Origin of the sequence: Nostoc sp. UHCC 0252, from assembly GCF_034931145.1 — a bacterium.
Taxonomy (GTDB): domain Bacteria; phylum Cyanobacteriota; class Cyanobacteriia; order Cyanobacteriales; family Nostocaceae; genus Nostoc.
On record NZ_JAYGHE010000001.1, the window covers coordinates 82,936 to 102,688 of the forward strand.

The 19,753-nt window shown below is 40.6% G+C and carries 18 protein-coding genes, 1 other RNA gene and 1 pseudogene; 8 read left to right on the top strand and 12 right to left on the bottom strand.

Going from position 1 to position 19,753, the window contains the following annotated elements:
* Positions 1–213: 213 nt before the first annotated feature.
* The 4 genes from VB732_RS00300 to VB732_RS00315 form a co-directional block, all read right to left on the bottom strand.
* Positions 214–1,656, bottom strand: coding sequence for an ATP-dependent DNA helicase RecQ (locus tag VB732_RS00300; protein WP_323228822.1), 1,443 nt, complete (start codon positions 1,654–1,656; stop codon positions 214–216).
* Between the two features lie 340 nt (positions 1,657–1,996).
* Positions 1,997–2,623 carry a DUF1802 family protein gene (locus VB732_RS00305; RefSeq protein WP_323228823.1) on the bottom strand — a complete coding sequence of 209 codons (627 nt, stop codon included), beginning with the start codon at positions 2,621–2,623 and terminating at the stop codon, positions 1,997–1,999.
* Positions 2,624–3,187: 564 nt separating this feature from the next.
* Complete coding sequence (locus VB732_RS00310; RefSeq protein WP_323228824.1) at positions 3,188–4,303, bottom strand: ABC transporter permease; 1,116 nt, start codon at positions 4,301–4,303, stop codon at positions 3,188–3,190.
* A gap of 313 nt (positions 4,304–4,616) precedes the next feature.
* Positions 4,617–5,498: an Npun_R2479 family HD domain-containing metalloprotein gene (locus tag VB732_RS00315; protein WP_323228825.1), complete on the bottom strand. Its 882-nt coding sequence runs from the start codon at positions 5,496–5,498 to the stop codon at positions 4,617–4,619.
* A 351-nt stretch (positions 5,499–5,849) separates the two neighbouring features.
* On the opposite strand from VB732_RS00315, the pseudogene VB732_RS00320 reads away from it, so the two are divergent.
* Positions 5,850–6,236: pseudogene (locus VB732_RS00320) on the top strand (efflux RND transporter permease subunit); the annotation flags it as partial.
* Positions 6,169–6,321, top strand: coding sequence for an efflux RND transporter permease subunit (locus VB732_RS00325; RefSeq protein ID WP_416235716.1), 153 nt, complete (start codon positions 6,169–6,171; stop codon positions 6,319–6,321). The pseudogene VB732_RS00320 and the gene VB732_RS00325, both read left to right, overlap by 68 nt.
* On the opposite strand, the gene VB732_RS00330 is transcribed toward VB732_RS00325, so the two are convergent.
* From VB732_RS00330 to VB732_RS00340, 3 genes are all read right to left on the bottom strand, one after another.
* Positions 6,281–7,024 (bottom strand): peptidoglycan-binding domain-containing protein, encoded by a 744-nt coding sequence (locus VB732_RS00330; RefSeq protein WP_323228827.1) that lies wholly within the window; start codon positions 7,022–7,024, stop codon positions 6,281–6,283. The two genes, VB732_RS00325 and VB732_RS00330, sit on opposite strands and share 41 nt — an antisense overlap.
* Positions 7,025–7,344: 320 nt before the next feature.
* Entirely contained in the window at positions 7,345–7,995 is a 651-nt protein-coding gene (locus tag VB732_RS00335; RefSeq protein ID WP_323228828.1) for a hypothetical protein, read from the bottom strand.
* A 201-nt stretch (positions 7,996–8,196) separates the two neighbouring features.
* Entirely contained in the window at positions 8,197–9,297 is a 1,101-nt protein-coding gene (locus VB732_RS00340; RefSeq protein ID WP_323228829.1) for a D-alanine--D-alanine ligase family protein, read from the bottom strand.
* 140 nt (positions 9,298–9,437) lie between these two features.
* On the opposite strand from VB732_RS00340, the gene VB732_RS00345 reads away from it, so the two are divergent.
* Entirely contained in the window at positions 9,438–10,199 is a 762-nt protein-coding gene (locus VB732_RS00345) for an S-layer homology domain-containing protein (RefSeq protein ID WP_323228965.1), read from the top strand.
* Positions 10,200–10,202: 3 nt separating this feature from the next.
* Positions 10,203–12,095 carry a WG repeat-containing protein gene (locus VB732_RS00350; protein ID WP_323228830.1) on the top strand — a complete coding sequence of 631 codons (1,893 nt, stop codon included), beginning with the start codon at positions 10,203–10,205 and terminating at the stop codon, positions 12,093–12,095.
* 288 nt (positions 12,096–12,383) lie between these two features.
* On the opposite strand, the gene queF is transcribed toward VB732_RS00350, so the two are convergent.
* From queF to VB732_RS00375, 5 genes are all read right to left on the bottom strand, one after another.
* The gene (gene queF, locus VB732_RS00355) at positions 12,384–12,797 is read right to left on the bottom strand and encodes a preQ(1) synthase (protein WP_323228831.1); all 414 of its coding nucleotides are present in this window, start codon (positions 12,795–12,797) and stop codon (positions 12,384–12,386) included.
* Positions 12,798–12,912: 115 nt separating this feature from the next.
* Positions 12,913–13,311 carry a hypothetical protein gene (locus VB732_RS00360; protein WP_323228832.1) on the bottom strand — a complete coding sequence of 133 codons (399 nt, stop codon included), beginning with the start codon at positions 13,309–13,311 and terminating at the stop codon, positions 12,913–12,915.
* Positions 13,312–13,468: 157 nt separating this feature from the next.
* Entirely contained in the window at positions 13,469–13,855 is a 387-nt protein-coding gene (locus VB732_RS00365) for a phasin family protein (RefSeq protein ID WP_323228833.1), read from the bottom strand.
* A gap of 25 nt (positions 13,856–13,880) precedes the next feature.
* Positions 13,881–13,977: signal recognition particle sRNA small type (gene ffs / locus VB732_RS00370), an RNA gene on the bottom strand.
* A 37-nt stretch (positions 13,978–14,014) separates the two neighbouring features.
* The gene (locus tag VB732_RS00375; RefSeq protein WP_323228834.1) at positions 14,015–14,281 is read right to left on the bottom strand and encodes a YciI family protein; all 267 of its coding nucleotides are present in this window, start codon (positions 14,279–14,281) and stop codon (positions 14,015–14,017) included.
* 161 nt (positions 14,282–14,442) lie between these two features.
* Here VB732_RS00375 and VB732_RS00380 point away from each other — a divergent pair, with 161 nt between their 5' ends.
* From VB732_RS00380 to VB732_RS00395, 4 genes are all read left to right on the top strand, one after another.
* Positions 14,443–14,850, top strand: a complete 408-nt coding sequence (locus VB732_RS00380; protein WP_323228966.1) for a hypothetical protein — start codon at positions 14,443–14,445, stop codon at positions 14,848–14,850.
* Between the two features lie 216 nt (positions 14,851–15,066).
* Positions 15,067–15,840 carry a hypothetical protein gene (locus VB732_RS00385; RefSeq protein WP_323228835.1) on the top strand — a complete coding sequence of 258 codons (774 nt, stop codon included), beginning with the start codon at positions 15,067–15,069 and terminating at the stop codon, positions 15,838–15,840.
* A gap of 351 nt (positions 15,841–16,191) precedes the next feature.
* On the top strand, positions 16,192–16,470 hold the full coding sequence (locus VB732_RS00390; RefSeq protein ID WP_323228836.1) for a hypothetical protein: 279 nt from the start codon (positions 16,192–16,194) through the stop codon (positions 16,468–16,470).
* Positions 16,471–17,504: 1,034 nt separating this feature from the next.
* On the top strand, positions 17,505–19,472 hold the full coding sequence (locus VB732_RS00395; protein WP_323228837.1) for an EAL domain-containing protein: 1,968 nt from the start codon (positions 17,505–17,507) through the stop codon (positions 19,470–19,472).
* Positions 19,473–19,753: the final 281 nt, after the last annotated feature.

Consider the following 19,753-nt stretch of genomic DNA (forward strand, 5'->3'; position numbering starts at 1 on the left):
CTTAAGTTGACACCAATGAACAATGTTGTGCCCTTACGAATAATTGATGTGTCGCAAACATTATTTGAATTGGTATTATTTCTTCCTTCTCTTCCTTTGCGTACTTTGCGTCCTTAGCGGTTCGTTAAAAAATTTCACATTGACAAAGCGTTAAGCCTTAACTGAACAGTATTGAGGCAGCATGTAAACAATACTGCGCTGAAAGTAACTTTACTAACGGCAATTATCGCAATGTCCGCAACGCCAGTTAGCAGCTTCTTTGTCAAAACCAAAAGCATTTAACAAAAATTGCCAACGACACTGCTTTGTAGTCAGGTATTGATGCATTTGTTTGGCAGCGTGTAATTGCGTCAGTGGCTGATTTCCAGCTTTTTGCTCAATAGTGTAATGGAAAGGATCAAGCCAGTTTAACTGACCATTACTGTGGAGTAAAGCCAGCGCCGTAGCAGCGTCAGGAAATTGTCGGGTTACTGCGTTCACTTCTCCCTGCTTTGGTAATTTTTTCACAAGTTGTTGCGCTATTTGTTGCTGCGATCGCATTTGTTCGTGAAAAAACTGCTGTCTTTGCTTATCCTCTGAATCTAACCACCCCGTAGGTTCACTCACCAATGTTAACGCTTCTGCCGGTTTCCCATCCCTTCCAGCCCGGCCTATTTCTTGCACATATTCCGATAGCAAATGTGGCGCGTGAAAATGGGCAACCCAACGCACATTACTTTTATTAATCCCCATCCCAAACGCACAGGTACACACCACGAATGGTATTTTCCCACTTAACCAACTTCCTTCTACTGCACGGCGTTCAGTTGCCCCCAATCCCCCATGATAACTAGCTGTGGCATAGCCCATATCTGCTAACCATTGGGCTAAATCCTCACTATCGCGCCGAGTCCGAACATAAACTAATCCCGATTGTTGTGGTCTATTTTGAATAAACTTTAATAATTGTTGTTTCCTACCTCGTGGTGTCCAAGCGATGCGAACGCTAGGATGCAAATTAGAACGGTAAGGATTCAAACGAAAAATCTCTGGTTGCTGTAATTGTAAAACTGTTTGAATAATCTTTTGGGCTAAAGGATCGGCAGTCGCAGTAAAAGCAGCAATGCTAATTTTTGTTCCTGGTGGTTTTGATTTTAGCAATGCAGGACGCACCGCCCCTAATCTGCGATAAGCTGGACGAAAACTATCACCCCACTGCACTAAACAATGGGCTTCATCCAAAATTAAGCCATTAATTTGCAATTGCGGTTGACATAATCTTTCCCACACTGGCGCACTTAGCAAAGTTTCTGGCGATAAATAAAGTAATCTTAACTTTTGAAGTTCTAAAGCTTGCAGAGTTGCACGACGTTGAGATGAAGATAATTCACTATGCAAAAGCGCAGCTTTTTGGTTGCTTTCTCGTAGTTCCTGTACTTGATTTTCCATTAGCGCCACCAAGGGCGAAACTACCAAAGTTAATCCGGTTTGTAGGAGTGCGGGAAGTTGAAAACAAATCGACTTCCCGCCACCTGTGGGCATAATAATCAGCGCATCTTTTTGTGCTAATAAACTGCTGACGATTTCTCCCTGTGGCGGACGAAAATCTTCATAACCCCAAATTTTCTGAAAAGCTGCGCGGACTTCTTGCCAAGATTTGGTTGTAGGCTGATTCATAATCAATGGTAGACGTACCCATATTCTTGAATACTGAATATAGCCTCTGTTATCTAGTTAATGGTTCAGTAATTTTATCATCTGATCCAGTTCTTTTATAGTGGAATAAATAAAGAACGAACCGCCAAGTACGCCAAGTACGCCAAGAAGAAATAAGAAATTAAGAGATTAAGCGTAGCTTTACAAAGAAATTGTATACACTACAAATTAATGATACGTAATCAGGAATTTTAATTATTATTTGTTTGTCAATGTATTAAAATCAAAAATTACGCAGTAAGGGCAATTCATGAATTGCTTTTACTGCGTAGAATGAAGTTGACAACAATATAACCAAGATTTAGCCAAAGATGGGGTTATGATTTAGCATGTCAATCTTCCTCTCCATTTTTTCGCCGACAATACTGCGAATTGTCTCTACTAATTGGCTGTATGCAAAGTCAGACAAAACTGGTGTTGCACCTTGCAAGTCAATTGGTTGATCTAAATCAATCCATGATTTGCAACCGCCGTATTTAGGATCATAAGGAATTTCTCGCTCTTGGGGTAGTTTATATGTCCGCAGAAGGAGAATATAAAGAGGTTGGCGTGGTTTCCATTTGAGGCGATCGCTAATAAAATTCTCGTTCCAAATATGGAAGGGAAGCAAAGCGTTAACAAGAAATTCGTCACTAACAGGCAAAATATCGGTGATTTCAGCCCAACTACCGATGCGAACTGTTTCAGGATGCCAACCCGATGTTACTGGATAGACATGATTAGCATACTCAGCTTTCAGCATGAAAGCTTGTTGATGTTCATAAGTAGGATAAAGCAAAATTTCCTTGTGGGCAACTTGGAAATGTCCATTTCGTTCATGGATACCGCCTTTGCGGAGTAACATAATTGTTTTGCCGCTTTCCAAGGCATTTACGGCGACTGCCCATTCTTTAAGAGCATGAAAGGTTGTAGTCAATTCCATCAGCATCTAGTGTAACTCTGATTTTATTTCAAGCTAAAACCGATAAAGTGCGAAACTATCCAGGGAAATGAATTAGGAAACAGTTATGGAAAAACGATGTCTACGACGGGCTACGCCTACGCTAGCTCTGAACTCTGAAAGATCCCCTTAACTCTCTTAAAAAGATAGCCGGGGATCAAATCTCTAGAGCTAGATTGCAAAACCTAACAAAACGTCAATTTTAGTAAACGAAGGATTGCAACTTATAAACTTAGTGATAACTTAAATAGTAGGACACCAAATAAAACTCAACCAAACAAAGAGGGTAAATGACTTAGTGTCCCCTGTCATCAACCCAAGCAAATTTCAGCATATCAATTTATAGCAGTGGTAAAAGCCTAATGTAGAAGGCAAAGCCAAATCCCAAAGCGGAAAAACGCAAGAATGCTGAGTTTGTTAGTTTTAAGTCCACCTTAGTTATTAACTCTCAATTACTTAATTTAGTTTAACAATTTGAAACCTGTGAACTCGATAAAACCTGGTCAACCTCGACCAGGTTTTGTGCTTTTTAGTATGATGTAGAAATAAGCCTTATCTTCTGAGACTGCGCGGGTCAAGGGCATCTCTTAATCCATCACCGAGTAAGTTGAATGCTAGGACTGTGAGGATAATCAGCACAGCCGGCGGCCAGATTAACCAAGGTTGTAGTACCAAAATTGAGGCATTGCTAGCCAGAGAAAGCATATTTCCCCAAGAGGGGTCTGGTTGTTGAATTCCTAAACCAATAAGACTCAATATCGCCTCTGCACCAATAAAACTGGGAATTGCAAGAGTGGCAGAGATAATTACATAACTAGCCGTTTGCGGCAAAACGTGGCGGAGAATGATATAAAGTGGATTTCCACCCATCGCGCGTGATGCTTGGACAAATTCTCGCTCTTTAATTGATAGTACCTGTCCTCGGATAACCCGTGCTAAACCAGCCCAGCTAATAACCGAAGTAATCACCACAATCAGCAAAAAGCGCTGGGTACTGCTTAAACCTGCTGGTAAGACTGCCCCTAAAGTTACCAAAAGATAAATACTAGGGAAAGTCATTAGCACCTCTGCTAAACGCATAATGATGCTATCAGTTACACCGCCGAAATAGCCGGAAATTCCACCGATGAGCAAACCCAAGGGATAGGTAATGATGATGCCAAAAATCCCGATAAACATACTGATGCGGCCGCCATGCAGCAGGCGGCTGAATTGGTCGCGGCCTTGGTCATCAGTGCCCAAAATGTTAATTTTTGCGCCAGTTGTTGTGCCAAATAAATGCCAATTTAGGGGAATACCAGGAAAGATTGTAACTTCATCCCACTGCGGGGGTAGTGGCAAACTCATCTGCAACAATCGGTATTCTGGGCCGGAGACAAATAGACGCAAGGGTGAAGGCTTTTTGAAGTCTACAATGAGTTTGCGATCGCCTGTTTCTAAATTTGTGTCTCCTTGAGTCGTGGGATACACATGGGGCCCGATAAACTCCCCTGACTGAGAAACCCAGTGTATCTGAGTTGGTGGCAGCAGTGAACCATTGGCCTGTGAGGCGTAAGGGTCATAAGGAGCTACAAAATCTGCTGCAATTACTGCTATGTAGAAAATTAACAGCAAAATTGCCCCAAATTGTGCCAAAGGATTTTTCTTTAGTCGTCGCCACCAATCCATAGTAGTTAGGAGTTATAAATTATGAGTTATGAGTTATTAAAGTTTTATCTTAATTCATAACTCATGATTAATAATTTTCAACTCTTCTCTTGTAGAGGCTCACATCTTGCACCTAGCCCTAGCGATTAGAAATCGCGGCTATACAAACGAAGTCCGCCTGCGCGGACTAACACAAAACCAAGGCTTTTTAACCTGCGGAGGCAGGTTTTGTCTCGTGTAGCCGCGACTTCTAGTCGCCTGGTGCAAGATATAAGGAGACGCGATTTATCGCGTCTCTACTCCTACCTTTTGTACAGACGCGATAAATCGCGTCTCAATTCCCCACTCCCAATTTCTCTAAATAGCGCTGCTGTTCTTGCTGTTGTTTTTCGTGTTCTACAACAAATACGTTTGAGTAGAGATTAGCCAGAATTTGTTTGCCCTGTTGTGTCAATGAAAGGTAATGCAGTCCCTCTTGGATATAGGGATAGACACCATTCCAGTAAAACTTAGCGTAGTTATTTCGTAAATCGGCGGGGGTGTTATAGCCCAAAACTTTATTTACACCAGTTTCTTCAAACTCGTAAAATAATGAAGTAATTTTCTTCAGATAACGCGGGTCGCTTAGTTGACCAATCAAATCAGCCGCCCGGACTAACCCAGCAAAGCATTTTGTATCCTGATGATCTTCTGCCGCAGGTACAGGAAAGCGAGTTAATTCAATATTGCTCTTAATTGCCTCAGCATCTATTAGCTTGTGACCTCCAAAACGCTCATCAATAAAGAGCTTGGCTCTATCAACATGATACGGCGTGAGACTGGCATCAGAAGCGCCAGGAGCTACAGAAACCATTTTGCCATTTTTACCTGTGGAATATAAGCCTACTCCTTCTTGGTCTTGTCGGCAAACTCCCTTAACGTAGCCAATATCATGACTAACCAAGGAAATGATACAATGCAACCAGTCTTCACTGGAAACACCGCCCTCTCTAATGTGTTTGCCACGTAAGATTTCTTGCCCCACAAGGGTGACAAGAACTGTGTGTTCAACATTGTGATAAAGGGCATCGCTATTGGCGATATTTTCCAAAGCCATGTTACCAGCCCAGGCGATAATGTCCTGATAATCATTTTTGAAGCAGCCGTAAGTGCGACGGTAGCCTTCTCGGATTTCATCTACAAAGGCATCAATTAAAATTTCAGTGGCATTGAACATATCTGCTTACTCTGGTAAATACTAATTATTTATTGTTTTGCTTTGCATTGATTTCAAAATTCCATCATCAGGGCCACCTGGCTGGAATTATGGAGTTTGCTCCTTTGTAACTCACGTATAGCTGTGAACGCCAGCTTTTCTATACTTGGATATGCTTGGATACATGACTTCCTAACAACACTAAGGCTTTAAAGGAATTATGGGTTGGGTAGGTAAAACAGTGTTTTAGTCTAAAAAAGTACATCAATCATTAAAGTTTTAGTTAAATAAGCTTAGATCAGTTTTATCATTCTTTTATATTAAGGACAGTGATCTAAATGTATATAGTGTGTGACCTAGAGTAGCTAGATGATACGATCGCTACCCGGATTAGTAGAAGTGTCTTCAGCTGCGAGTTTGGTGAAACCAGAGATTTCAGTAATTCCCAACCCGCAACGGGCAGCAGATTTGGGAGTGACAGTACAAGCGATCGCTCGAACTGCTTCCCTTGGTTATTGGTGACAATGATCCAAACTTGGCAAAATTTAATTTAAGCGATCGTCAAATCCCCATTTGCGTGCAAATCGATCGAAAGCACGGGTTGACATCAACACAATTACTAATCTGCAAGTTCCCAGTCAGAATGGCAGATTTATTCCCCTGGCGGCAGTTGCAGACATTCGTTTTGGTAGTGGCCCTGCTACCATCAATCGCTACGATCGCAGGGACTCTACCCCTAGCATTAGAAATTGGCGCGGGTTCTGAAGTTCGCCAACCAGTGGGAATTGCCATCATGGGCGGTTTTATTTCTTATTCCAAAGGCTTAAAAAAGCTTGAGAGATAGCTGGGGTAATCTGACTTTGTAAGTGATTTAGGGCATCACGATGATTTTGATTGTTGTCATCATAATAAGTGAACAAATTTGTCAGCTTAACAATCTCAGGATTTTGATCGTTTGTTCCTCTCCATTTGTTAGTAACTTTGTGTAAAACGTCCTTGGGTAGGTTTTGTTGTAAGTTATTTAACGCTGCAATGTAAGAAGGATTTTGAGAATTCTTTTTAAATTGGAAGCACAAATCTCTCAGGTTAAGTTGTGCTTGTGGCGGTTGCGGTGGCTTATCTTTTAGACTAGGTTGCTGTAGAATTTGACGCTGTTCAATAGTGGCAATGCCATTCTCAGTTAAACCCTGAGATTTCTGAAATTTCTTAACTGCTCTATAAGTGGCTGGCCCATAAAAAGGCTTATCTGGGGGAATTTCGGCAGGGGTTGCGAAACCGTGAAACTTCAATCTATTCTGAAGCCCTTTGACTGTCTCTTCCATTACAGTTCGAGTCTCGGCATCAGCGTTACCATTTACTGCAAGTTTTTGTGAGTACTGTTTCTGAAACTTTTTAATCGCTTCTTCAGTGGGATCGTCTGTTAACGAGTTGTTATTTCGCTTCCAGGGAGCGAATTTAGTTAGATCCGGGTTTGGATCAATCTCAGGGACTAAATATCCCAACCCAATTAAGATATGACGAATGACTTCAGGACTACTAATGGCCATAGTTTTCGATTCCTTTGCGACTAAACTACTATTTAATGTATCTTGCTTGACAGAAGTTAAGTAAGTAGAAAGACACAAATCTAACATATTTTATTTGCGAAGCGTTCCCAAAATTAAGCCATCTGCGACAACAGAGGGAAACTCTTTGAGAGATTTGACTTAGGGGACTTCCAGAAAATAGTATCATTAGCAACATCTGTTTTCACCCACCTTTGATCTATAAATGCGAGATATAGATTAGATATTAAAAAAGGCACGGTATAACCGTGCCCTAAGTTGCAAAAAGTATTATTTTGAAAGGTTTTTGCTTTAGAGAAAATTTAATACTGGCGTAAAATTGCAGACAATGAACTATCTTTACGAAGATCCATCAAGTCTGCCAAAGAGTCTGTGCGCGTGTCCAAGTGGTGTTTGTGTTCTGCTGGCAGAACCGTCACCAAATGTTTTGCTTTAGGCTGCATCTGCATCATTGGCATCAGTTGAGGCTGTGGCACAAAAATTGGCTGATTCTTGGGAAGGCGTGGTTCCAATTTTTGATACTGGCTCTGTGCCAAACGTGCCTGATGGCGATTAACCTGTTTTTGGACTTTTTGTGGTTGCGTTTTCCGGTTGAGCATTTTGAAAATGAGCAAAGAACCACCACCACAACTGAGGACGATCGCAGCCACCAACCATAAAGGTGTAGGATTACTATTCTCAGAGGGCACACTAATTGGTTCTTCAACAATAACTGGGATTGTTTCTGGTTCTTCTTGTGCTACCTGTCCAGCATTACCTAAGCTATACAGGGCAAAAGCACCACCTCCTAAAAACATGGCTAAACACCCAGTTAACAATAGCCAAGGATGATGTGTAACCAGATATATCAGAACATTCGAGCTTTGTTTTAATCTCGATTTCCTGTTTGTCAGCTCTGGAGTAGCCCTTCTGAGTCGGGTTGGCTCGCGCTGTACACTCTGACTTTTTTTCATGATTACTTTCAGATTTGTACCCCTCTAGTCCATAAATTGTACTGGAGGAGTCAAGCATCAGGTATCCGTAACAAAATTTCCGATTTAAGTAGCTTTTTTGTAAAACATCAGCTACCAAATCGGACTCACTTTTGCCAAAATTGTGTATTTTTTGTGGCTTCTTGCCCTAATAATCTGAAATTAGTTTGCTTATTTTCTGCCTTAACTAGGAGAATACCTTTCTAGAGCAAGTTGAATTAATTGATCGACTAACTCTGGAAAAGAGACTCCACTATGGGCCCAGAGTTGAGGATACATACTCGTTGCAGTAAAGCCTGGTAAGGTATTGATTTCGTTAATAAAAACTTCTTGTGTCGCTTCCACATAGAAGAAATCTACCCTTGCTAAACCCGCAGCATCAACAGCTGTAAAGGCTTGCAAAGCCATGTCCTGAATTTGACGGGCGATCGCATCTGGAATTGATGCCGGGATCAGTAAATCTGCCCGACCCTCTGTATACTTAGTTTCATAGTCATAAAAATCGCTATCATAACTAATCTCTCCAACGACAGAGGCTTTTGGTTGATCGTTTCCTAAAACGGCACACTCAACTTCTCTAGCAACGACACCAGCTTCTACAACCAGCCTTCGATCATAACTAGCGGCACTATCTAAAGCGGCTTCTAATTCTTGGCGCGATCGCACTTTGGCAATACCTACTGATGAACCCAAATTAGCTGGCTTGACAAAAGCAGGATAACCTAATGCTGCTTCAATGTCATCACACAGTTTTGGAAATACGCAAGGATTAGACCAAACCTGCGCTCTAGTTATCGCTTTGTATTTTACCTGTGGTAGTCCCGCTTGCTCAAAGGCAATTTTCATCGCAATTTTATCCATCCCCATTGCCGAACCTAAAACCCCAGAACCAATAAAGGGGACTTGCATCAAAGTTAGTAACCCTTGAATTGTTCCGTCTTCACCGTTGGGGCCGTGGAGAATGGGAAACCAAACATCCACTTGGGCAACTTGAGAGGGAGATTGCCACTTGCTGAGGGTTTGGGCTTGAGGGTTGGATATTAAATTTCCTCCAGAAGTTGATTGTTCAGCTTCCAGAAGCGGATTACCTGTTTCTAAAACCTTTTGGGGTGCTTCCCCCGCTAACCAGCGTCCATCTTTTTGGATGTAAAAAGGCAGTATTTCGTACTTACTAGCATTTTCCTCTGCACTTAAGGCTTTAGCGATCGCCCGTGCTGATTTGATTGAAACTTCATGTTCTCCCGAACGACCGCCAAACAGTAACCCCACGCGCAGCTTAGTCATTTTCGGCTCCTCGACACTTCTCAAGCAGATAGCGTATCATAACCTACAAAAGTTGCCATGTTTTTCTACATTATTTTTTTGCCCGTTCAAATCCTGGCGAGAAAAACTCTACTATTTGAGGTGTCAACATTTTTTCAGATATTCAAAATCATTGGGCCAAAGCATCTATCCTCGCAGCAGCCAAGCAAAATATATTCAAAGGTTATTTGGACGGCACTTTTCGCCCCAATGCACCTGTAACTCGTGCTGAATTTGCGACGATTATTTCCATCGGCTTACCAAAACAGCCATCATCTCGCCCGGCAATAACCTTTAAAGATGTACCCGCTAATCACTGGGCGGCTAAAGCCATTACCGAAGCATATCAGACAAAATATCTGTCTGGGTATCCCAATTCTTTTTTCAAACCCAATGAACTAATTCCCCGTGTGCAAGCAATAGCTGCTTTAGCTTCTGGGTTAAATTATGGGGTTGCAGGAGACGCGATAAATACTTTGAAAAAATATTACAGTGATTTTGGGCAAATTCCCAGTTATGCTGTGAGTGCGATCGCAGCCGCAACCGAAAAACGGATTATTGTTAACTACCCCAATATTAAAAGCTTGCAGCCCAATCAAAACGCTACTAGAGGCGAAATTGCAGCATTTATTTGTCGAGTTCTCGAAATTCCTACCGTACCCTACAAATATATTCCGGGTGTAGAAATGTTTGTGATTCCGCCACAATTTGATGCTGCTGATGATTTTGTAGAAGGATTCGCACGAGTGCAAAAAGGTAATCAGTGGGGCTATATCGACAAAACCGGAAAATTTGTAATTCCTCCACGGTTTGATGAAGCTCATCCTTTTTCAGAAGGATTGCTATTAGTAAAAGAAAACCTCAATAAATCAAGCTCTACCTAATTCATGGAAATTCGCGGTATTTGGATTACAACAACAGCTAGCCAAGTCTTAGACTCTAGAAAAAATATTGCCGAAGCGATGAACTTTCTCGCTGAAACAGGATTTAACGTAGTATTTCCTGTTGTCTGGAATAACGGAGTTACAACTTATCCCAGCCGAATTATGCGAGAAAATTTTGGCGTTGAAATAAATCCGCGATTCCAAGGTAGAGATCCTTTAGCCGAATTAGTTGAGGAAGCAAAACGAGTTAATCTAGCAGTTATTCCTTGGTTTGAATATGGCTTTGCTAGTTCTTATCAAAAAAATGGTGGTACAATCATTGCCAAAAAACCGCAATGGGCTGCCCGTGACTCTGCTGGAAATTTACTTGTTAAAAATGGTTTTGAATGGCTAAATGCTTTTGATAGCGAAGTGCAAAACTTTTTATTAAGTTTATTCTTAGAAGTAATTAAAAACTATAAGGTTGCAGGTATTCAAGGAGACGACCGCTTTCCTGCTTTTCCTAGCGAAGGAGGTTATGAGCAAAAAACTATTGAATGCTATCAACAAGAGTTTAATCAACTACCACCAGTAAATTCCAAAGATCCACAATGGTTACAGTGGCGGGCTGATATTCTTTCGAATTTTTTAACCCGCGTCTACCGTGAAATAATTAGTATCAATCCTGAATCAATTATTTCATTGTCTCCCAGCGTTTATCCTTGGAGTCATGAAAACTACCTACAAGATTCTAAAGCTTGGGTTGATCTGGGATTAGCCGATTTAATTCATCCACAGTTATATTACCGAGAATTTGAACTTTATAAAAGAGATATAGATAGGGTTTTAACCAGCCAATTTACTCAGGAACAATTGCCAAAGTTGATTCCTGGCATTCTTTTAAAACAAAGTACATATCGGATTACTCCAGAGCATTTAGTCCAGGCAATAAGCTATAACCGTTTTCTTGGTATACAAGGAGAAGTTTTATTTTTCTATGAAGGTTTGCGAGAAGATAATAATGCTTTAGCAAAAGTTCTCAAGTCAGGAATTTACTCTACACCTGCTGGAAAATTCGACCAAAAAGAAATTAAAAAATCTAGTTTTACTCATCGACGAATTAATGGTAATTTTACTTATATAAATACATCACAGGAAGTTAGTATCAAGGCACAATTTGATTGGGTTGAGCCATTTTCTGAAGGTATGGCAGCCGTTAAAATGGGTTATAAGTGGGGTTATATTGATAAAACAGGTAAACTTATTACCCGTCTTCGGTTTGATGCTACTAAACCTTTTTCGCAAGGGCTAGCACTGGTAAAAATTAGTAATAAATATGGCTATATCGATAAAACTGGCAAACTGATAATTGCTTTACAATTTGACGATGCTAGATCATTCTCGTTAGGGATGGCGGCTGTAAAAATAGCTGAGAAGTGGGGATATATTGCTCAAACTGGCAAAATCATAATTCCTACTCAATTTGACGATGCTAAATCATTTACTGAAGACTTAGCTGCCGTAAAAATAGCTAACAAATGGGGGTATATTGATAAAGCAGGTCAAATTATCATTCAATTTAAATTAGATGATGCCACAAGTTTTTCCGAAGGTTTGGCATTAGTTAAACTGGGAAATAAATTAGGATATATAGGTAAAGATGGAAATTTTATTATCGAGCCGCAATTTGATGAGGCTGATATCTTTTCTGAAGGATTAGCTCCTGCTAAAACGGGAAATAAATGGGGATATATTAATCAGTTCGGTGAGTTTTTAATTCCGCCAGATTTCGATTTTGCTAAACCTTTTTCTGAAGGTATAGCATTAGTTAATGTAGGTGGAGAATTCAAACAAGATAAGGAACAAGGAAAAGCAGATTTTGTCGGAGGTAAATGGGGATACATTCGCAAACCCTAAGCAGTGGGAGCATCCCAAATGTGTAAAAATATATTTTGTCATTGCGAGCGTAATGAAATGAAGCGAAGCAATCGCAAAGTCTAGATGCTGCGATTGCTTCATTCCGCTTTGCTCCATTCGCAATGACTACCTGCTAACTTGGTAAATTTGCAAAATTGGGCGGTTACATAAAAAAGGAGCTTACCACAGGGTAGCCCATCTCCATAGCCTAAGTTAAAATAAAATTTTTTATAACCCACGGAGGTGGGTTTTGCCTGTGTAGTCGCGGTTTATAACCGCCCTTTTAAACTACTTTTGATGCCGCACTTCAACCACGGTATGTACATTCCCGCGAGGCGTGAAATCTGCTTTAACAGTCACTTCTAAGGGATCGCAAGCAGCCACAAAATCATCCAAAATTTGATTAGCAGATTCTTCGTGGGAAATATAGCGATCGCGGTAACTGTTAATGTAAAGCTTAAGCGCCTTTAATTCCACTACCCGTTCATCAGGAATATAGGTAACGTAAATTGTCGCAAAGTCAGGATAGCCAGAAAACGGGCATTTACAAGTAAATTCCGGCAAAGTAATATTAATGTCATATCGTCTGCCGACACGCGGATTCGGAAAAGTAATTAATTTACCTTCCGCAATTTCGCGTTCGCCATACTTCATTTCTTGGCTTGTGGGGGATACACTTTCAGCTAATTTGTCAGTTGTCATTTGTTATTTGTGATTGCTTATTTTACTTATTTTTACGTCCTTTTATTAATTGTGTAGCTTCTTAACTCCAAACTCTTGTACAGACGCGATTCATCGCGTCTCTCCTAACTCTCACTCAATATTCTTCCTTCTCCCAGTCTGGACAATTCTCGTCTTCACAACCGTGGGGATGCATGGCACAAACTAATAAATTACCACTATAAACTTGACCGTGGTAATGAGTACAACCGATACAGGCAGGATTCTTTTCAGCCGTAGGTTCAACTGAATAAGGAAAACCTGGATCTACATCTGCCACCATGTCTTCCAATTCCCAGTAAGCCTCAAACATTGGTTCAGCCAAATCCTGTAAATACTGATCGACTTCAGTAACAATGTTAGGGACTTGTTCAGTGATTTCTTCCGTTAGCTCAAAAAAAGCGTCTACCATTTCACTCATTCCCAGGAAGAAACGCTCTACTTCATCAGCCACTGTTTCAACGATTTCTACTAAATCTTTTTGCCACTGCTCCATAAACTTGACACCTTTGCAGGCTATAAACAGGACGCTTTGTGTTATCTCGGTGAAAGCACTACAATACACACTAAGCAATGTATCTTATCAAGTTTCTATACGAAGTGCCATGTTAAAGTGCCACTTAATTCTGATTATCTCAATCAAAAAATACTTTTTATTGATCGCGTTGCAATCGTTTTAACTCGTTTTGCAAGTCTATAACTTCTTGGCGTAATTTATCCACATTTTCACCGCTTGATTCCTCTTTCACCGTTGGTTCTTCATCTTCCTCTAAAATCTCAATGCGCCGAGGTTCGGAAGAGGGTGTTTTTTCGGAGGTTTCAGTAGATGCTTGGGCTTGTTGGGCTTGCTTCATCATATCTTCAACGAAGCGGCGGGCTTCTTCTGTATTCATTTCGCCCTTTGCCACCATTTCGTCTGCCAGTTTTTGGACTTGCAATCGCACTTGGGCTAATTTTCCCCCTGCTTTCTCACCTGCGTAAGAAGCTAATCCAACACCGAGGTAAAAAGCTTTTTGAACAATATCTCCAAAACCAGCCATTGTTGCTGACCGCTCCTAAAAATAGGGCGACCCGGAGACTACGCCTATCACAAGCCTCCCGTGTTGCTGCTACCTTCCGGTTCTGACAAGATTTGGGTGTTGCGATCGCATAGATCCAGGTCTTCTAAAAGAATAACATAAAAAACCAGTAAGCGTGTGTTATTCCATAACAATTCGCCATTCGTAAAGCTGATAGTTGACGCAGCCGTGTTTTACCAAGGGGTCTTCGGTGACAATTGCTTCTGCTTCTTCCTTTGATGCTGCCTCAAAAAGCAACATCCCGCCTCTTTGCTCTGCCCAATAGCCTGTTCGCGCTTTGTGTCCTTTCCCAATCAAGTCCTGAATGTAGGCTTTATGAGCAGGTACATATTGGTCAAAGGTAGGTTTATCAACTTTGCCCTCTTCAATTTTTACGAACCACGGCATCTGCTTGCATCCTCATAATTTTGGATTGGGAATAATCTCAAGTTCGGATAATTAATTATAGTCAGGTGGAATCCTGCCTCCTGTTACTCGACGTGTAAAAAGCAGCAACCCATCCGGTTAAACTGATAAGGAAGAAAGTAGCAGATTAGGCAGTGAATAATATAGTGCGGTTAGTTTTGACAGCAATATTGCTGGTGCTAGTTACAGCTTGTGGCAGTATTGGACTGCTACCGACTAGCGAGTTAGTGCAAAAAGCGATCGCACTTGGGCTAGAGCAAACTCAACAAAAACTCAGCCAGCAGTTGGATCTAGATTTTCAAGGATTTGAAATCAAGCGGCTATCAATTACCCAAGAACAACCCCTAACGATTGACAATTTACCAGCTTTCCGCGTTCGGGGAACCTACGATTTGATTCTCAAGCTACCCAAACGGAGTTTGACGCAACCAAAACAACCCTTTGATGTTTACCTACAAATTCAGCAAGAAGGTAAAACTTGGCGATCGCTAATTCCAGAAAATGGTCGTAAAAATACTCAACAGATTTGGCGCAGTTATTTACTTGAGTAGACCTGATATTATCAAAGTGCTTTTTTCCGGTTGCGTAAGAATTGCAAACCTTTAATTTATTTTGTAAGTATATAAGGATTCTGAACACAAGAATTTTTCAGTTTGAATTCTGCACAGAGAGATATGTGCTACTAGAAAAACCATCACAAGCATTTACGTATAACTGCTGGGGCATAGTCATGATCGAGATGATGGCTTCACCGGAGACAGCGCAAAATGTATATAAACTTTTTTATCAGTTCTATCGCTGGAATTGTGGTTGTGGTGTTAACAGCCTTTGGCTTACTGCAATGGTTACATATCCCTGCTGGTAATTTTCTGGATTGGGTGATTGGTGGTGCAAGTTTTTGGTGGCTGTTGGTAATTGTTACCGTACCCTGGAATGTCCATTTTCAAGCGAAAGAAGTCTTAGCAGAAGCAGCGCAATCAACTGATAAAGGAATTCCTGTCGATGAGAAACAAGTGAAGTATGTCACATTGTTGGCGAAGCGATCGCTCTGGGTTGCCATTGCTTTGCATTTCTTCTCGGCCGTTGGTCTTTATACTCTAGCTGTCACTGGTATTAGTACGGTGGGATATATAAGTTCTGGTGCAGCTTTGTTATTAACGATTCTGCGTCCAGCGATTCGAGCTTATGAGTATTTATATGCAAGGTTAGCGACGATTCGCCAAGAATGGAAGTATCCGCGCGAAGATATTGTTGAACTGCGCGATCGCTTCTCGATATTGGAGGAAAAAATCCAGTCATTGGAAGATCAACTCAACCAAGAACAACCTTATTCATTACCCGCAACTCAACAACGCTTTGCTGAAGAGACTCGCAGAGATTTAGCCCGGATTGCGGCAAACTTTGAAGAATTGCGGGCGACAAATCAAACTGAACATGAACGTTTGGCAAGAGAAGCCCGAACTGCGATCGCCCAGCTTTCCACCGACGGGCAATTTCTCGATCATGTCCGCGAAATTATTCGATTTTTTAAGACTGCTTAATTATTGCTCTCATAGCTAACCGAATTTTAAATTTTGGATTGTGGTATTGAATAGACCTCTTGCAAAAGTCAAGAAATCAAGAATGTCACTACTCTGTTTAGCCCCGCTCAACATGACAATTTAAGCATTTATACAAGAGGTCTAATATTCATCATCCAAAATTTAAAAAGTTTCTCCAAGAGTCTTAAAGAGACTTCACAAACAACAAGAGAAGTTTGACATGATAGAGATGGTAGAACTTTGGTATATAAACACACTAGCAATTTCCAGCGCAATGGAGAAAACTAAATATGTTATAACGTTGTACGGATGATATTTGGTGAAGCTTACATAACTTCAGGAGTACTCACAGTGAATCAGATACAACTAACTTTAACTGTTGCTTACTTGTTAATGACATGCTATTTTTTAGGCAATTGGTTAATATTTTCCTTACGTCACCCTGCTTCGACTCCAGAAGATAAATTTTTATCAGTTGTAATGTTTTTGGTAACAACTATCTTCTGGCCTGTGATGATTCCAATGTCTTGCTTAGAAATGGTTCAAAAAAAGCAAATAGACTTTAATAAAATGGTTCCTGTTTTCTTAGCAATATTTATATTTAGTATTTCATATTACTTGACTGAATAATTCATTAGGACTTACGCACTGTACAAATGCATGGTGATATGCATTATCTAAAATAGGAAGTTTTCAGGCTTTTCTTAATTATCCTGCGATGGTCAATAGACGATTTTGTAGGGTCACAGCATTGCTCATTGGTGTCAACTTAAGCTCAAATGCTTATTCCACAGGCGTTTTACCCCCCTTAATCCCCCCTTGTCAAGGGGGGAAAAAAGAAATCTAGTTCCCTCCCCTTTATAAGGGGAGGGTTAGGGTGGGGTGACGCGGATAGTGATGGGAAGCCAGAGGACTGAACATCACGTTTTGACAAGGGTTTCACGTTAAGTTGACACGTATGAGCACTGCTGTGCCCTTACGAAAGATATGGTTTTTAACCTTAACTCACACTTAGTATTTCTTGTCAATGCGTAAGTTCTAGTCCATATTAATTTTCGCAACTTACAATTATGGCGATCGCTCATAGGAAACTGCGATCGCTTTTCTACTCAATGCTCCCCATCGCTTCTGTAGCTTAAAGTTAGGCTGCATAAGTCAGTTTTATGCAATTTTGGCAGAAGCGATGGGATCAACCCGCAATGTTTGTATAGTCTCTAGTTGATTATTCAATGTGAGAAATAAACAATGCAGATATTACGGTGTAGCCAACAAAAAACATCACAGTTGGTATCATATAAAACTCCTTTTTTAGGAAAGAATTAAATAATATTTACGTACTTTTAATTTATAACCAATGTTAAATGTAAACATCTACTCAAAAGAGTATTCTATTAAACGTCTAGAGGATGACTTGGGATAACAAAAATATATTTTACACTCAGGATGAAGTATATCTTACGTTAAAAAGAGTATTTTGGATTTGGCTTCCCTGTGCGAAATCTGACCAAGGGAGAGTAGCGTGACCTGTATTAATTTGTATGTAGTAGATGGACTGCGATCGCGCTCTGCTTGCTACAAATCTATCCTGCTATAGATTGTATTTTTTGTAGTATACATCGATACTTTTATTAATACTCACACTTGGTTTTTACAGGTTGAGCAACATGGATGTAGATGAGTTTAACCAACAGATAGAGGAATTGCGCTCACGGGTAAAAGAAATATGGCAGCGAACTTCAACTGAGCCGAGTTCACAACAAGAGCTAATAATGGCAGCTTTCGATGAACTCCAAACGGCATTAGAAGAATTATTGGCTGCCTCAGAGGAGCTAGAGTTAACAAGAGCGGCAGTAGAGAGAGAGTGCCAACGTTACCAAGAATTGCTCAATTTTGCGCCGGATGCTTACTTGGTAACTGATACCGCAGGGAAAATCCTGGAGGCTAACCATGCAGCAGCAATCATGTTCTCTATACGTCAAAAATATCTAGTAGGTAAACCATTAATTCTGTTTATTGCTCAACATGACCGTCGGTTTTTTAGTTCCCAAATAAATAATTTGCAGCAGCTAAGTAAGTGGGTAATTGACCTAAAACCACGGTTTGGTAAACCCTTTCCTGCTAGTATTAGAGCATCTCCAGTTTATGACTCACAAGAAAAGTTAGTAGGCTGGCGTTGGTTGCTGTCTAATATCAGTGAAGTTAAACAAGCTGAAAAACAAATCCTAAAACGCACAGAACAACTGGCAAAAGCAAATCAAAAATTGCTGAGTGAAATTACACAGCGTAAACAAGCCAAGTCACAACTGCTCCACCTTGCATTTTACGATGTACTAACGGGACTCCCAAACCGCGCTTTATTTATGAACCGCTTAAAATATGCGGTCGATTATGCCAAACGGCATCCAGATTATTTATTTGCTGTCTTGTTTCTAGACCTAGATCGCTTCAAGTTAATCAACGATAGTCTGGGACATACATTTGGAGATCAATTACTGGTTACTGTTGCTCAAAGGCTTCAAGAATGCTTGCGCTCTATAGATATAGCTGCACGGCTAGGAGGAGACGAGTTTACCATCTTGCTGACAGGAATTCAAGATGCATTAGAAGTGGTAGGCGTTGTTGAGCGAATACAAAATAAACTGACATTTCCAGTAGTTATAGGGGAGCAAGAAATTTTTATTACAGCAAGTATTGGCATTGCCTTAAGCACAACAGATTGTAAAGAACCAGAAGACTTTTTGCGAGATGCTGATATTGCAATGTACCGAGCTAAGGCACAAGGTAGGGCGTGCTATCAGATTTTTAGCACTGATATGCATATTCAATCAATGGCACACTTGCAATTAGTTAACGATCTGCGCCGCGCCATTGAACTTCAAGAGTTTAGAATTTATTATCAACCGATAGTGTCACTCAGTAGTGGCAAAATTACGGGTTTTGAAGCGCTTATACGCTGGCTACATCCAAAACACGGCATTGTTTTGCCAGAGTATTTTATGTCAACTGCCCAAGAAACCGGGCTAATTGTCTTTATTGAGCAGTGGGCATTGTATGAGGCATGTAGTCAGATACAGCAGTGGCAAAAGCAATTCTCCTCTGGCTGCGGGGATCTGGGTGAGCGTCCTTTGAGCATTAGTGTCAATCTTTGTAGTACTAGGTTCAGTGAAGATAAGTTGCTGCCGCACATCGATAAAGTTTTACAAGAGACTGGAATTCCCGCACCAAGTTTGACGCTGGAGATTACAGAAAGCGTAATTATGGAAAACGATGATAAAGCCATCAGTAAGCTAAAGCAACTAAGAAATTTGGGAGTTCAATTGGCAATTGATGACTTCGGTACGGGCTATTCTTCATTAGGTCGTCTCCACCACTTTCCAATTAATCAGTTGAAGATAGACCGCTCTTTTGTTAGCGGGGGCACTATTGATGATGGAAGTTCAGATATTGTTGAGACAATTATTGCATTGGCGCACAAATTAGGGGTGGATGTAACCGCCGAAGGTGTAGAGACAGGAGAGCAATTAGCACTGTTGAGAAAGTTAAACTGTGAATATGGACAGGGATATTTTTTCTCCCATCCATTAGATAGTTCTCAGGTGACGGAATTAATTATTGCCAATCCTCGGTGGTAATGGGTTTAGGATAGGTTAAAAAATTTTTCTAGCCAGATTAAAGTTAACTTTTATTATTTTTATAAAACTCTTTGGGTAAAGCCCATTGTAAAAAAGATATTTTCTGAGATGTGCAGCACTATTAAATTCAGTGTCTTGTTTCCTCTGAATGCGATCGCTCTTAGAGGTTGTTTGAAAAGTTTTCTTCTCGGTAACAAAACGTTTTAGATCCCCCTAAATCCCCCTTAAAAAGGGGACTTTAATTTCTAGTACTTATACCATGTTCGGCAAATCACTTGTAA